Below are 14,638 nucleotides of genomic sequence, written 5' to 3'. Positions count from 1 at the left end.
CCGCCGAAGAGGCGTTAGAGTTAAAAGGCATGTCTACTACCCGCAAGGAGGGGCCGTTGGGAATCTTGGAGACCATCCGGAATCCGCAGGACCTGAGCAAGTTGTCCCAGGCGCAGCTGGACCAGCTGGCTGCCGAGGTCAGGGAGTTCCTGATCGGCAACGTCTCCCAGACGGGAGGGCACCTCGGGCCGAACCTCGGCGTCGTTGAACTCACCATTGCGGTGCACCGGATCTTCGATTCCCCCCGCGACAGCATCGTCTTCGATACCGGCCACCAGTCGTACGTGCACAAACTTCTCACCGGGCGGCAGGATTTCAGCACGCTCCGCCAGCAGGGCGGCCTGTCCGGCTACCCGGATCGGGCTGAATCCGAACACGACATCGTCGAAAGCTCGCACGCCTCCTCCTCGCTGTCCTGGGCCGACGGCATCTCCCGCGCCCGGCAGCTGACCGGCGACGGGGACCGCTACGTGATCGCCGTCGTCGGGGACGGCGCCCTGACCGGCGGCATGGCCTGGGAGGCCATCAACAACATCGCCGCGGACAAGAAGCGCCGCGTCGTGATCGTCGTGAACGACAACGGCCGTTCCTACGCCCCCACGGTCGGCGGCGTCGCCGACTACCTCGCCTCACTGCGCCCCACCATCGATTCGCTCCGGGCCGCGCCGGCTTACGAAGGCGCCCTGGACTGGTGGAAGAAGCGGCTGCAGAGCGGCGGCCCCGCCGGGCAGTTCACCTACAAGAGCCTGCACGCCATGAAGAAGGGCATCAAGGACTGGTGGGCGCCCCAGGGCATGTTCGAGGACCTGGGCATGAAGTACATCGGCCCGGTGGACGGCCACAACCTCCAGGCCATGGAAAACGCGCTGGCCACGGCCAAGAACTACGCCGGACCGGTAATCGTCCATGCCATGACCGAAAAGGGCCACGGCTACGCCCCGGCCCGCGCCCATGAAGCGGACCAGTTCCACGCCGTCGGGATCATCGATCCGGAAACCGGCGAGCCCACCGAAGCCGGCGGCGCGAAGTCCTGGACCTCGGTCTTTGCGGACGAGATCGCCGACATCGCCGACGAACGCAAGGACATCGTCGGCATCACCGGGGCCATGCTGATCCCGGTGGGGCTGCACAAGTTCGCCGCCCGCCACCCGGAGCGCGTGTTCGACGTCGGCATCGCCGAACAGCACGCCCTCACCTCCGCGGCCGGCATGGCGTTCGGCGGACTGCACCCGGTGGTGGCCGTCTACGCGACCTTCCTGAACCGCGCCTTCGACCAGTTGCTGATGGACGTCGCCCTGCACAAGGCCGGCGTCACCGTGGTGCTGGACCGGGCCGGGGTCACCGGGCCTGACGGCGCCAGCCACCACGGCATGTGGGACATGGCGATGGTCCAGATCGTGCCCGGCCTGCACCTCGCCGCGCCGCGCGACGCCTCCCGGCTGCGCGAGGAACTGCGCGAGGCCGTCGCCGTCGAAGACGCCCCCACCGTGATCCGCTACTCCAAGGGCACCGTCGGCGCCGAAGTCGAAGCCCTCGAACGGCTCAACGACGGCGTGGACGTGCTGGCCCGCCGCCCGGCCGGCTCCAGCGACAACGACGTGCTGATCGTCAGCGTCGGCGCCATGTCCGAACTCGCGCTGGACGTCTCCAACCGGCTCGGCGCCCAAGGCATCAGCTCCACGGTCGTGGATCCGCGCTGGGTCCTCCCGGTGCCCAACTCCGTGATCGCCCTCGCCTCGCACCACCGGCTGGTCATCTGCATCGAAGACGGCGTCCGGGCCGGCGGCGTCGGTTCCCGGATCCGGCAGGAAATGCGGGCCGCCGGGGTGGACACCGCGCTCAACGAGGTGGGACTGCCAGTGGAGTTCCTCGACCACGGGAGCCGCAGCCAGGTCCTGGAGCGCGTCGGACTGACCGCCCAGCAAATCACCCACGACGTCGTCGCGCAGGTCCTCGGAACCAAGGTCCCGTTCGCGCGGCCGCTGCCCGGCCAACAGCACCCCAGCACCGGCAGCCTGCCGATCCTGTGAGCGCGACCCCGCGCCCCACCAGCTTTACCAGGCCGTCAAGGCACAGCAAGCACCCTTCGACGGCAAAGACCGCGGACGGTATACGAAGGGACTTACCATGAGCGGCATCATCCGGGTCTACAAACGCGACGAAGAAGGAGTCCTGCACTTCCGGGAAGCCTGGATCGACGAGGAATACCACGAGTTCGTGATGAACCACGGCGTCGTCGGGCACCAGAGCAAGACCGAGGAAACCGAGGCTGCCGACGCCGCCGCGGGCGAGGGGCTGATGGAGGCCTTCGCGGCGCAGTGCGCCGAGGACGGCTACGCGGAAATCCCGGACGAGGAACAGTTCTGGGTGGTGGCGCAATACGCGCTGAAGACCAAGGACGGCACCAGCCGCGACCGCTACCTTGAGGAAAAAGCCAAGGACGCCCTGATCAGCCACCTCGCCTGGCGCGGCCTCGGCGTGGTGGACCGCTCCGAGTTCGCCGACGCCAAGCTCAACATCTTCTGCCTCACCCCGGACGTCAACAAGACCGTCAACGCGATCAAGGTCTGCATCCGCGGCGAGGACCTGGACTTCACCAAGCTGAGCATCGGCGCCGCCCCGTTCGGCAGCACCGAGTTCAAGCTCAAGCACTCGGCCAAACCGGCCAACAGTTTCACGCTCTAGGCAGCACCGGCAGCCACCACGCACTCCGGGCACCACCTGTTAGGAGCCGGGCACGGCTCACATCAGTTTTGGGGGCAAGCGACTGGAAGGTACGTCAATGACGCGTAAATCCCCTCGACCAGGCAGCACTCCGTTACCGGCAGGGCTGGCGGCGCCGGCGCGCAAGTCCCTGGCGCACGCGGGAGTGGAAACCCTGGAACACCTGGTGCTGCTGGGCCGCCGGAGGCTGGCTGGGATGCCGGGCATCTGCCCGCGCACCCTCGCGCAACTCCAGGACGCCATGGACGAACACGGGCTGGAACTGCCCGCGGGGTAGCCTGCCCGGGAGGCCGCCCGGGAGCCTGCCCGGGACCCGCCCTCGGCCGTTATAGGCTGAATCCCATGACTGAATACCGACGCGTAGGAAATTCCGGACTGACCGTCTCCGTGGTGGGACTTGGCTGCAACAATCTGGGCCGGGCAAACACGGCCACCGAGACGCAGGAGGGGACCGACGCCGTCGTGCATGCGGCCCTGGACAACGGGATCACCTTCTTCGACGTCGCCGACGCCTATGGCCGGGAGCCCGGGCTTAGCGAAACCATGCTGGGCAAGGCCCTCGGCGGCCGCCGGGACGACGCCGTGATCGGCACCAAGTTCGGCTTGGACATGCGCGGCACCAACGGCAACGACTTCGGTGCCCGCGGCTCGCGCCGCTACATCATCAAGGCGGCCGAGGCCTCCCTGCGCCGGCTGGGAACGGACTGGATCGACCTCTACCAGTTCCACACGCCGGATCCGCTGACGCCGATCGATGAGACCCTCGCGGCTCTCGACGAGCTCGTCACCAGCGGAAAGGTCCGCTACATCGGCCACTCCAACCGGGCCGGCTGGCAGATTGCGGAGGCCGAATTCGTGGCCCGCAGCCGCGGCGGAGCACGCTTCATCTCAAGCCAAAACCACTACAACCTGCTGGACCGCCGCGCCGAGCTGGAGGTCACCCCGGCCGCCGAAGCGTACGGCCTGGGCGTGCTGCCCTACTTCCCGCTGGCCAACGGCCTGCTCACCGGCAAGTACTCCGAGGGGGAGGCACCCGAAGGATCGCGGCTGAGCCACACCCGCACCAACCTCGTCCACGACGCCGACTGGAAACAGCTGGGTGCGTTCTCCGCCTTCGCCGCCGAGCGGAACCTGACCGAGATCCAGGTGGCGTTTTCCTGGCTCGCCGCCCAGCCCTCCGTCAGCAGCGTGATCGCCGGCGCCACCCGTCCCGACCAGGTCCGCCAGAACGCCGCCGCCGTGGCCTGGGTGCCGGACGCCGCAGAGTTGGCAGAGCTCGATGAGATCTTCCCGCGCACGCCGAAGATTGCCCTGTTCTGAGCCTCCCTGCTCTGAGCCCTACCGTGCTGAACGCTTCACCGCCCAGAGCGGGCGCCGCCGGACACCGGGTCCTGATGGACGTCGATACCGGGATCGACGACGCCCTGGCCATCGTCTACCTGCTGTCCCGGCCTGAGGTCCGGTTGCAGGCGATCACCTGCACCGCCGGCAATGTCGGGGCACGCCAGGTGGCGCTGAACAGCCTGTCCCTGCTGGAGCTGTGCGGCCGGTCGGGGATTGAGGTGGCGGTCGGATCCGAGGTTCCGCTGCAGATTCCGCTCGTTACCACCGAGGAGACCCACGGCCCGCAGGGGATCGGCTATGCCGAGTTGCCGGCCCCCGCCCAGGCCATCTCGGCACGGCACGCCGTGGACGTCTGGGTGGAGGAAGCCAGGGCGCACCCGGGGGAGATCACCGGGCTGATCACCGGCCCGCTGACCAACTTTGCCCTGGCCCTGCGCCGCGAACCGGAGCTCCCCAGGCTGCTCAAGGGCCTGGTAATCATGGGCGGCAGCTTCTACTACCAAGGCAACACAACGCCGACGGCGGAGTGGAACACCGCGGTGGACCCGCACGCCGCCAAGGAGGTCTACGCGGCCTACCGCGGGTTGCCCGAGGAGAAGCTGCCCGTGGTCTGCGCGCTGGAAACCACGGAGCGGATCGAGATGTTGCCGGAGCACCTGCGGCGGCTCGGCGAGGCCGCCGGCGCGCCGGAACCCGAACTGGTGCTCCCGGAGCAGCCCGAAGGACTGCGCAGCAGCTCCAGCAGCCCGCTGGTGGCGTGCCTGTCGGACGCGATCCGCTTCTACATGGAGTTCCACCGGCTCTACGACCAGGGCTATGTGGCGCACATGCACGACGCGTTTGCCGCCTGCGCTGCCGTCGGTCGCACCCCCGTCAGCACCCGGCGGGCGACGGTCGACGTCGAGACGGAGTCCCCGTTGCTGGCCGGCACCACGGTGGCCGACTTCCGCGGCCTGTGGGGACTGCCGCCGAACGCCCGGATCGTCACCGGCAACGATCCGGGGCAATGCTTCGACGAGCTGATCTCCTCCGTTGGCGCGCTGGCGCGCTCGTTGGCTGCCGGATCGCTAAGATGATAGCTGCGCCGAGGTGACATGAGGCGGACGAAGCAAACCCCAGCCGAAGGACTTTTCCCATGTCACCGCAACCCCTGACCCTGCCCGACACCGACGCCCGCGCCGGGACGGCCCCCGGCCGCCGCCGGCTGCTCGAACTTGCCGGTGCCGCGGCCATCGCGGCAACCTACGTTTTCCTGGTCTTCAGCCAGCCTGCGGACATCGCCACCGGACCCGCCAGTTTCTCCGCCCTGGTGGCCCTCGGCGGCTTCCTGCTTGGCGCGGTGCTGCTGCTCCTGGCGGTGCTGCCCGTGCTGCCCACCTCCACCCTGGTGCTCATGCCGGTAGCGATCGTGCTCAACGTGGTCCTCGGCCAGCTGATGGGCAGTACCGGACTGCCCTTCTATCTCGACGCGATCGGCACGGTCCTGATCGCCGTCCTCGCCGGACCTGCCGCCGGCGCCGCCACCGGAGTGCTCGGCAGCATCGTCTGGTCCTTCTTCAACCCCACCGTGCTGCCCTTCGCCGCCGGAGCGGCGCTGATCGGCTTCCTCGCCGGGCTGGCCGCCCGCGCCGGACTCTTCCGCCGCTTCTACTTCGCCCCCGTGGCCGGCTTCGTCACCGGCATCCTCGCCGGCGTCGTCTCCGCCCCGATCGCGGCGTTTGTCTACGGCGGAACCGCGGGACTGGGCACCGGCGCGATCGTCAGCGCGTTCCGGGCCATGGGCGACACGCTGCTGGCCGCGATCACAAAGCAGGCCCTCATCTCCGACCCGATGGACAAGGCGATCGTCTTCACGATCGCCGCACTGCTGGCCTACGCCCTGCCGCGGCGCACCACGTTCCAGTTCGCCTTTGTCCGCCGCTTCCGGGTGCTCGCCGGCAAGGTCCCGGCGGACCCCGCAGCCTAGGCCGTGCCCCTGCACCCGCTCACGGCCTTGACCGCTGCCTGCTGCGCCGCGGTCATGACGACGGCGGCCGGCAGCTGGCCGTTCTCCGTCGGCGTGGCCCTCGCCGCAGTGCTGCTCGCCGCACGCGCAGGCGTGGCAGCACGGGTGCTGGGGGCGGGCACGGTCATCCTCGGACCGCTGTTCCTGTCCCTGCTGGTACTGCACGGCTTCTTCTTCCCGGAAGGGGATACGGTGCTGGCGCAGTGGGGGCCGGCCCGCATGACCGCCGAAGGGCTCAACTTCGCCCTGGAGCTGGCCTCGCGGACGGCCGCGTGTGTCCTGCTGCTCCTGCTTTTCTCCTTCACCGTCAACGTCCCGGACCTCACGACGGCGTTGGCCGCGCGGCGCCTCCCGCCGCAGTTCAGCTTTGTGCTGGCCTCCACGCTCACGCTGGTTCCCGCGATGGCGGCCCGGCTGGCCCGGATCCGGCACGCCCAGGAAGCGCGCGGCCTCGTGGTCCGGCGCGGGCTGCTGTCCCGGCTCGCGGCCGCGCGGCTGCAGGCGGTTCCGTTGGTCCTGGGCATGGTGGAGGACGCCGGGCTCCGGGCGCAGGCCCTGGACGCGCGGGGTTTCGGTGCCCCCGGCCCGCGGACCAGCTACCGGCAGCTGGAGGACCCGCCCGGACAGCGGATCTTCCGGGCCGCGGCGCTGCTGCTGGCCGCGGCCGCCGTGTTGCTGCGGCTGATCACGGCCTGGCCGGCGGGGGTGCCCTCGTGACCGGTAACGGGCCGGCCGGGCAAGCCGCAGGAGTTGGGCAGTCCGCCACCGCCGCGCTGCCGGCGGCCGCTGCCCGGATCACCAGTTTTAGCTACCACGGGGACACCGGCGCGGTGCTGCGTGACGTGCAACTCTCCGTCCTGCCCGGATCCCTGACCGCAGTGCTGGGCGGTTCCGGGAGCGGCAAGACCACCCTCGGCAAACTGCTCGCCGGCTGGGTCCGGGCCGGCCACTCCGGCTCCCTGCTCGGCAGCCTGGCCCTCGGCGCGGACCGCCTGGACTTCCGCGGCGGCGCCGGCGACCCCCGGATCAACCCCGCCGCCTGGTCCGGCCGAGTGGGCTACGTGCCGCAGGACGCCGGCGCCATGCTGTCCTCGGTGCGCTCCACCGTGGCCGAGGAGCTGGCCTTCGGGCTGGAAAACCGCGGCGTGCCCCGCCCGGAGATGATCCGGCAGGTGGCCCGGAGCGCCGAACAGACCGGCCTGAGCGGACTGCTGGAGCGGAACCCTGCGGAGCTCTCCGGCGGCGAACTGCGCCGGCTGGCGGTCGCCTGCGCGGTGATCGCCGGGCCCGACGTGCTGGTCCTCGATGACCCGCTGGCCTCCCTGGACGCGGCAGGGACCAGCCAGGTGGCGGAGCTGGTGCAGTCCCTGCTCGACGCCGGCACCGCCGTCGTGCTCCTGAGCCAGCGGGCCGACGCGCTGGCCCGCCGTGCCGGGCATTGGCTCGTCCTGGATGCCGGCACGGCAACCGCGGAAGGCCCGCCGGCCGGGCTGGCTGCCGGGCCCGTGCTCAGCGACGCCGGCGTCGTGACGGAGTCCGGCAGCGCCCAGACCCCCGCGCAGCTGACCGCCGCGGCCGCCGCCGCGGCCCCGGTGCTTGAACTGCGGGGCATCAGCTTCGGCTACGGACCGGCACCGGCCATCGCGAGGAAGCCCGCCCGGCCCGCACAGCAGGAGACCCGCACGGCCCTGCTGCGCGATCTGGACCTGACGGTCCGGCCCGGTGAAATTGTCGCCATCACCGGTCCCAACGGCACCGGCAAATCCACGCTGCTCCGCCTCCTGAACGGGCTGCTGCGGCCGCACACCGGGGAGGTGCTCGTGGGCGGAAGAAGCATCCACGGGATCCCGACCGGCCGCGTTGCCGCCTCGGTCGGTCTGTTGTTCCAGCAGCCGCGTGACCAGCTCTTTGAACGGACGGTGCTGCGGGAAGTCGGCTTCGGGCTGCGCCGGCTGCTCGGCGCGGACGCGGCGGGCCGGCGGGCGCAGGAGGCGCTGGCCGCCGTCGGGCTCGCGGCCGATGCGCAGGCGCACCCGGCCGAGTTGCCCTCGTCCCGGCAGCGGCTCCTGGCCCTGGCCACGGTCCTGGCCCGCAGGCCGGCGGTCATCGCGCTGGACGAGCCGACCGTGGGCCTGGACCGGGACGGCCTTGAGCGGCTCCAGCACGCCGTTGCCGCGGAGGCGGCTCGCGGCGCCGGCGTCGTACTGGTCACGCACGACCTCGCCTACGCGAGCGCCAACGCCCACCGCGTCCTGGTTCTCGACGGCGGCAGCCTGCGGGAAATCTGACGAGCGCCGGTTACGAACCAACTGCCGCCCGGCACTGTATATTTCTTGGAGTTTTCCCGCGTCGGAGCGGGCCTGCCCCTGACTAGGAGGAACCGTTGACCAGGAGGAACCGTTGACAAACGCTATAGCCCCGGAGATCGGGACGGTCTTCGTCCCGGTCAGCGATATCGCCAAGGCCCGGGACTGGTACTGCTCCCTGCTCGGTGCCCCGGCGGACGGCGAGATTCTCTTCGGTCATCTCTATGTGCTGCCGATGAACGGGGCCGGCCTGGTCCTGGACAGCAAGATCTACTCCGCTGACGCGGTCTTCCGGGTGCCCGCGTTCCATCTCAACACCTCCGACATCCAGGCCGCGCACGCCCATGTGCAGGACGCCGGTGCGGAGGTCACGGAGATCCGGGACGGCCAGTGGTTCAACTTCAAGGACCCGGATGGCAACGTGCTGATGATCTGCGAGTGCTAACGGCAGCGGCCGCCCCTGCCGGGCCGGCCGAACGAACAAAGGTGCCGCCGCCCCGCCATCACGGCACGGGCGGCGGCGCCTTCGTCTTCGGCTGCTAGGCGGCAGGTTCCGAGGCCACACCCGGTGCCAGGAATTTCTTGCCGTTGACCCGCTCGGAGGCGCCCACCCGGTCCAGGTAGGGGGTGATGCCGCCCAGGAACATCGGCCAGCCCGCGCCGAGGATCATGCAGAGGTCGATGTCCTCCGGTCCGGCCACCACGCCTTCGGCCAGCATCAGGCCGATTTCCTCAGCGAGGGCGTCCTGCGTGCGGCGCAGCACTTCCTCGGCGGTGGAGGGTGAATCGCCGAATGACATCAGGGCCAGGGTCTCCGCCGGGATCACCGGCGTGCCGGCCTTCACCGAGGCCGGATCCCAGAGGGACCTGACTCCGTTGTCGATCAGGGCCTGCAGGTTCTTCGACACCGTGAAGCGGTCCCCGAAAGCGGCGTGCAGCGATTCCTGGACGTGCTGCGCGACCGGCAGCCCCACCATCGCGCCGAGCGTGAACGGCGTCATCGGCAGGCCCATCGGGCGCAGCGCGTTGTCCGCCACCTCGGCCGGGGTGCCCTCATCGAAGGCAGCAGTCACTTCTCCCATCAGCCGCAGCAGCAGCCGGTTGACCACAAACGCGGCGGCGTCCTTGACCAGCACCGCGGACTTCTTCAGGCCCTTGGCCAGCTCGAACGCGGTGGCCAGCACGGCGTCGTCGGTCTTCGGCGCGCGGACGATCTCCAGCAGCGGCATCACGGCCACCGGGTTGAAGAAGTGGAAGCCCACCAGGCGCTCCGGGTTCTGCAGGTCCTCCGCCATGGCGGTGACGGACAGCGAGGAGGTGTTGGTCGCCAGGATGCACTCGGGCGAGACGATCGCCTCGACCTCCTTGAACACCTGCTTCTTGACGTTGAGCTCCTCGAAGACAGCCTCGATCACGAAATCGGCGTCGGCGAAGGCTTCCTTGGACACCGAGCCGCTGACCAGGGCCTTGGTCCGGTTGGCGGCGTCCGCGCTGATCCGCTTCTTCGCCCGCAGCTTGTCCACCTCGGCATGCACGAAGTCCACGCCCTTGTCCACGCGGGCCTGGTCGATGTCGGTCATCACCACGGGCACCTTGAGCTGGCGGGCGAAGAGCAGCGCCAGCTGGCTGGCCATCAGGCCTGCGCCGACGACGCCGATCTTCGTCACCGGGCGGGCGAGCTTGCGGTCCGGGGCGCCGGCGGGACGCTTGGAACGGCGCTGCACAAGGTCCAGGAAGGCATACACCGTGGAGCGGAACTCGTCCGTCTGCATTAGGTCCGCGAGGGTCTGGCATTCCAGCTCCGCAGATTCGGCCTGCGTCAGGGTGCGGTTGGCTTCCAGCACATCCAGCACCTTGGCCGGTGCCGGGGAGGCATTGGAGGTCTTCGCCTCCACGAACGCCCGGCCGGCGGCGACAGACGCGGCCCAGCGCTCGGCAACCTCCGGGGCGGAGGGGTCGACGGCATTGGTACGCGCGGGGACGGTGGCGCCGGCGATCACCTGCGCGGCCCAGGCCACGGACTGCTCGACGAAGTCGGCCGGCTCGAAGATGGCGTCCGCGACGCCGAGCTCGTAGGCTTGCGGGCCGGTCAGCGTGCGGTTGTTGCTCAGCGGGTTTTCGATCATCACCTTGACCGCGTTCTCCGGGCCGATCAGCCGCGGCAGGATGTACACCCCGCCCCAGCCCGGGATCAGCCCGATGAACGCCTCGGGCAGGGCCAGCGCACCCGCCCCGGTGGAGACCGTGCGGTAGGTGGACTGCAGGGCGATCTCCAGCCCGCCGCCCAGGGCCAGGCCGTTGATGAACGCGAAGCTGGGCACGCCGAGGTTCGCCAGCGTGGCGTAAACGTCGTGGCCGAGCTGGGCCATCCAGAGGCCCTGTTCACGGCCGCTGACCGACTTGACCGTGGAGAGGTCCGCGCCGGCGACCAGGAAGTAGGGCTTGCCGGTCACGCCGACGCCGACGATCTCACCGCGCGCGGCACGCTCCCGCAGCCCTTCCAGCACGGTGCCGAGCTCGATCAGGGTGTTCGGGCCCAGGGTGGTGGGCTTGGAGTGGTCCAGGCCGTTGTCCAGGGTGACGAGGGCGAAGGTGCCGGGGCTCTTGCCGTCGACGGCGGGGAGCTGGATGTCCTGGACGTAGGAGTGCGTCACGGTCTCGTTGGGAAACAGTTCGGCAAGCTTGTGGAAATCGGCGGCGCTCATGCTGCGGCTCCAGTCTCGGTGGGGGTGTATTCGGTGCCGTAGTCGGCGTGGTGCGGATTTTCCCAAATGACGGTGGCGCCCATGCCCAGGCCAATGCACATGGTTGTCATGCCGAAGCGGACGCCGGGGTCTTCCTCGAACTGGCGGGCCAGCTGGTTCATCAGCCGGACGCCGGAGGAGGCGAGCGGGTGCCCGACGGCGATCGCGCCGCCGTAGCGGTTCACCCGGGGGTCGTCGTCGGCGATGCCGAAGTGGTCCAGGAAGCTGAGGACCTGCACGGCGAAGGCCTCGTTGATTTCGAACAGGCCGATGTCCTCGATGCCGAGACCGGCGTTTTTGAGCGCCTTTTCAGTCGCCGGGACCGGGCCGATGCCCATGACCTCCGGTTCGACGCCGGCGAAGGCGTAGCTGACCAGGCGCATCTTGACCGGCAGGCCCATTTCCTCGGCGGCGTCGGCGGAGGCGAGCAGGGCCGCGGTGGCGCCGTCGTTGAGGCCGGCGGCGTTGCCGGCGGTGACGCGGCCATGCGCGCGGAACGGGGTGCGCAGCGCAGCGAGGTCCTCCACCGAGGTGCCCGGGCGCGGCGGCTCATCCACAGTGTTGACGGTCCAGCCCTGGCCCGGCTTCATGGTGGCCACCGGGACCAGGTCCGGCTGGATCTGTTCCTTGGCGTAGGCCGCGGCCAGCTTGTCCTGGGAGGCCACGGCGTAGGCGTCTGTGCGTTCCTTGGTGATGGCGGGGAAGCGGTCGTGCAGGTTTTCCGCGGTGTTGCCCATGTTCAGGGCGGCCGGGTCCACGATCCGTTCGGACATAAAGCGCGGGTTGGGGTCCGCGCCGGCTCCCATCGGGTGGTTGCCCATGTGCTCCACGCCGCCGGCGATCACCACGTCGTAGGCGCCGAAGCCGATGCCGCTGGCCGTCGTCGTCACCGCGGTCATCGCGCCGGCGCACATCCGGTCGATCGCGAAGCCGGGAACCGTGCGCGGCAGACCAGCCAGCAAGGCGGCGGTGCGGCCGATGGTCAGGACCTGGTCTCCGGTCTGGGTCGTGGCGGCGATGGCCACCTCGTCGATCCGTTCGGCCGGCAGGGACGGGTTGCGGCGCATCAGTTCGCGGATGCACTTGACCACAAGGTCATCGGCGCGGGTTCCGGCGTAAATGCCCTTCTCGCCGGCGCGGCCGAAGGGGGTGCGGACGCCGTCGACGAAGATAACGTCGCGGACGGTGTTGCGTCTTCCGGTGCTGGGCTTTGCGCCGCTGTCGGTTCCGTTGCTGGCTTGGCTCACGTATTACTCCTCATTGAGACATGGGTGCCGGATCTCCGTCCGCCGGTTGGGGGCTCGGATGGACGGGCCTGATCAGGCGGCATCCCTAATTATGTTACTCATCAGTAACATAGCTGGCAAGGAGTTGGTGGGCCGGGCGTCAGGAACCGGCGTCGGTCGGTGCTGCCGGTTCCGCCGGGGCTGCTTTGGCTTCCTTCGGGGACAGCGGCTGCGGGTTGAGGAAGGCGTCGGCGATCAGCGGGGCGGTGAGCTGGATCTGCCATTGGCGGGCGCCGAGGTTCTGCAGCTCCTCGGCAATGCCTTCCTCGCTGATCTCGGCCGGCGGCCGCCACGCCACGCGGCGCAGGTAATCCGGGGTGAGCAGGTTTTCCACCGGCAGGTTCAGTTCCTCGGCCCGGGTCTGCAGCTTCGGCCGGGCGGTGGCGAGCCGCGCGGCAGCCTCGGGATCCCGGTCGGCCCAGACGCGCGGCGGCGGGGGAGCATTGGTGGGCAGGTGCAGCGGCGGGAGCTCCTCAAGGCTCCGGGCGGTGCTGATGCAGCGCAGCCAGCGGGGGGCCTCGCGCTGCGCGGCCCGGCCATGGAAGCCCTTGGTGCCGAGCAGCTGCGGGACGGTGCTCGGCATGGCCTTGGCGGCGGCCACGAGGGACGAATCGGGGATCAGCCGGCCCGGGGCGACGTCGCGCTTTTGCGCCAGTGAGTCGCGCTCCAGCCAGAGTTCGCGGACCGCGGCGAGCTGGCGCCGGTCGCGGATCTGGTGCAGCCCGGAAGTCTTGCGCCAGGGGTCGACGCGCGGCGGGGTCTGGCCGGCCTCAAGGATCGCGGCGAATTCCTGCTCGGCGTAGTCCAGTTTGCCGTCCGCGGTGAGCAGTTCGATCAGCTCTTCGCGCAGCTCGGTGAGGACCTCGACGTCGAGCGCGGCGTAGCGCAGCCAGGGTTCCGGCAGTGGCCGGGTGGACCAGTCGGCGGCGGAGTGTTCCTTGGCCAAGCCGAAGCCCAGGAGCTGTTCGATCACGGCGGCAAGGCCCACCCGCGGCAGCCCGGCCAGCCGGGCGGCGAGTTCGGTGTCGAAGAGCTTGTCCGGCCACATACCGAGTTCGGACAGGCAGGGGAGGTCCTGGCTGGCTGCGTGCAGGATCCATTCAACGCCGCGCAGTGCCTCGTTGATGATGCGCAGGTCCCCGAAGGGCTCCGGGTCGATCAGCCAGGTGCCGGCGCCCTCGCGGCGGATCTGCACGAGGAAGGCACGCTGGCCGTAACGGAATCCCGAGGCGCGTTCCGCATCAACTCCCGCAGGTCCGTGGCCGGCGGCCAGGGCGGCGGCGCAGCGTTCCAGTCCTGCCCGGGTCTCAATGACGAGGGGGACGCCGTCGCGGGGCGCGTCGAGGTCAATGACCTCGGGGACCAGGCTGTCGAAGCCTTCGACCGTGATGTGGGCTGCCGTGTCCGCGGCGTCAGTCGGGCTGGGGACTGTGCCTGCGGCTGAGTTCGTGGCGGTGTTTGTGGCGGTGCCCGCGGTGCTGATTTCCGGATTATGAGGGGTCATGATGACTCCAGTTTACCGACAACCCTGTCCTTGCCGGCCGAGGCTGCGGCGCTCCGGGCGTGATCATGCCCGCCGCGGACGCCGTCGGGGCAGCGCGGAGACGCCCTCGGGCAGCGGCGGCAGGCCGGCAAAGGTGCAGACCATGTCCGACCATGCCTCCAGGTGGGCGGTGATGTCCCGGCCGGCCGGGGTCCAGGAGGCGCGGAGTTCAATGTCGATGGTTCCGGGCCGGTCGGCGAGCGTGCCGAAGCTCTCGGAGAGCACCCGGGTTGCAGTGCCGCCAGCCGAACGGTACTCCGCCTGGTGGTTTTCCAGTGCTTCCACGAGCCAGGTCCAGGCAACGGAGCCCAGCATCTCGTCATTGCCCATGTCCGGCTCCAGCTGGGCCCGGATGTAAGTGACAATCCGGAATTCGCCGTCCCAGACGGCGGAGCCGTCGGGGTCGTGCAGCAGGATAAAGCGGCCGGTGGCAAGTTCGACGTCGTCGCTGCCGGACGCCGGCGCCAGCGCGGCGGCCGCCGGGCCATGGACCGCGCCCGGTGCCGCGTCGCCGGGGACGACCACTTCCGCGCCGAGCGCCACCGCGTAGGGAGCGAGCCGGCCGGGAGCCGGGATCTCATCCAAGCGCAGCTCGCTGCGGCACCGTGCTTTTCGAAGCGTCCCCAGGGCGAAGAGAAAATCCGCCGGAACCTGGTCGAGTGGGTTCACAGTGAAAGATTATGCAC

13 protein-coding genes are annotated in these 14,638 nt (G+C 69.9%); 9 read left to right on the top strand and 4 right to left on the bottom strand.

Going from position 1 to position 14,638, the window contains the following annotated elements:
- Nucleotides 1-56 precede the first annotated feature (56 nt).
- The 9 genes from dxs to ABIN76_RS07020 all read left to right on the top strand — a co-directional run bounded on the left by dxs (nucleotide 57) and on the right by ABIN76_RS07020 (nucleotide 8,824).
- Nucleotides 57-2,030, top strand: a complete 1,974-nt coding sequence (gene dxs / locus ABIN76_RS07060) for a 1-deoxy-D-xylulose-5-phosphate synthase (RefSeq protein WP_346958999.1) — start codon at nucleotides 57-59, stop codon at nucleotides 2,028-2,030.
- Between the two features lie 97 nt (nucleotides 2,031-2,127).
- The gene (locus tag ABIN76_RS07055; protein ID WP_346958998.1) at nucleotides 2,128-2,685 is read left to right on the top strand and encodes a hypothetical protein; all 558 of its coding nucleotides are present in this window, start codon (nucleotides 2,128-2,130) and stop codon (nucleotides 2,683-2,685) included.
- Between the two features lie 97 nt (nucleotides 2,686-2,782).
- Nucleotides 2,783-3,001 carry a hypothetical protein gene (locus ABIN76_RS07050; protein WP_346958997.1) on the top strand — a complete coding sequence of 73 codons (219 nt, stop codon included), beginning with the start codon at nucleotides 2,783-2,785 and terminating at the stop codon, nucleotides 2,999-3,001.
- Between the two features lie 65 nt (nucleotides 3,002-3,066).
- On the top strand, nucleotides 3,067-4,044 hold the full coding sequence (locus ABIN76_RS07045; protein ID WP_346958996.1) for an aldo/keto reductase: 978 nt from the start codon (nucleotides 3,067-3,069) through the stop codon (nucleotides 4,042-4,044).
- Nucleotides 4,045-4,118: 74 nt separating this feature from the next.
- Nucleotides 4,119-5,144, top strand: coding sequence for a nucleoside hydrolase (locus ABIN76_RS07040; protein WP_346959133.1), 1,026 nt, complete (start codon nucleotides 4,119-4,121; stop codon nucleotides 5,142-5,144).
- 59 nt (nucleotides 5,145-5,203) lie between these two features.
- Nucleotides 5,204-6,034, top strand: a complete 831-nt coding sequence (locus ABIN76_RS07035; protein ID WP_346958995.1) for an ECF transporter S component — start codon at nucleotides 5,204-5,206, stop codon at nucleotides 6,032-6,034.
- 3 nt (nucleotides 6,035-6,037) lie between these two features.
- Nucleotides 6,038-6,790, top strand: coding sequence for an energy-coupling factor transporter transmembrane component T (locus tag ABIN76_RS07030; protein ID WP_346958994.1), 753 nt, complete (start codon nucleotides 6,038-6,040; stop codon nucleotides 6,788-6,790).
- Nucleotides 6,787-8,361, top strand: coding sequence for an ABC transporter ATP-binding protein (locus ABIN76_RS07025; RefSeq protein ID WP_346958993.1), 1,575 nt, complete (start codon nucleotides 6,787-6,789; stop codon nucleotides 8,359-8,361). Before ABIN76_RS07030 ends, ABIN76_RS07025 begins: the two co-directional genes overlap by 4 nt.
- A gap of 112 nt (nucleotides 8,362-8,473) precedes the next feature.
- Nucleotides 8,474-8,824: a VOC family protein gene (locus ABIN76_RS07020; RefSeq protein WP_346958992.1), complete on the top strand. Its 351-nt coding sequence runs from the start codon at nucleotides 8,474-8,476 to the stop codon at nucleotides 8,822-8,824.
- 94 nt (nucleotides 8,825-8,918) lie between these two features.
- Here the strand turns inward: ABIN76_RS07020 and ABIN76_RS07015 are convergent, their stop codons facing one another.
- From ABIN76_RS07015 to ABIN76_RS07000, 4 genes are all read right to left on the bottom strand, one after another.
- Entirely contained in the window at nucleotides 8,919-11,084 is a 2,166-nt protein-coding gene (locus ABIN76_RS07015) for a 3-hydroxyacyl-CoA dehydrogenase NAD-binding domain-containing protein (RefSeq protein WP_346958991.1), read from the bottom strand.
- Nucleotides 11,081-12,295, bottom strand: a complete 1,215-nt coding sequence (locus ABIN76_RS07010; protein WP_346959132.1) for an acetyl-CoA C-acyltransferase — start codon at nucleotides 12,293-12,295, stop codon at nucleotides 11,081-11,083. Before ABIN76_RS07010 ends, ABIN76_RS07015 begins: the two co-directional genes overlap by 4 nt.
- A 214-nt stretch (nucleotides 12,296-12,509) precedes the next feature.
- On the bottom strand, nucleotides 12,510-13,913 hold the full coding sequence (locus ABIN76_RS07005; RefSeq protein WP_346958990.1) for an HRDC domain-containing protein: 1,404 nt from the start codon (nucleotides 13,911-13,913) through the stop codon (nucleotides 12,510-12,512).
- Nucleotides 13,914-13,976: 63 nt separating this feature from the next.
- Entirely contained in the window at nucleotides 13,977-14,621 is a 645-nt protein-coding gene (locus ABIN76_RS07000; RefSeq protein WP_346958989.1) for a DUF3000 domain-containing protein, read from the bottom strand.
- Nucleotides 14,622-14,638: the final 17 nt, after the last annotated feature.

Source organism: uncultured Arthrobacter sp. (genome assembly GCF_964021775.1).
Classification (GTDB): Bacteria; Actinomycetota; Actinomycetes; order Actinomycetales; family Micrococcaceae; genus Arthrobacter.
The sequence above is the reverse complement of the archived record's forward strand: the minus strand, read 5'-3'. Positions and strand labels throughout refer to the sequence as shown.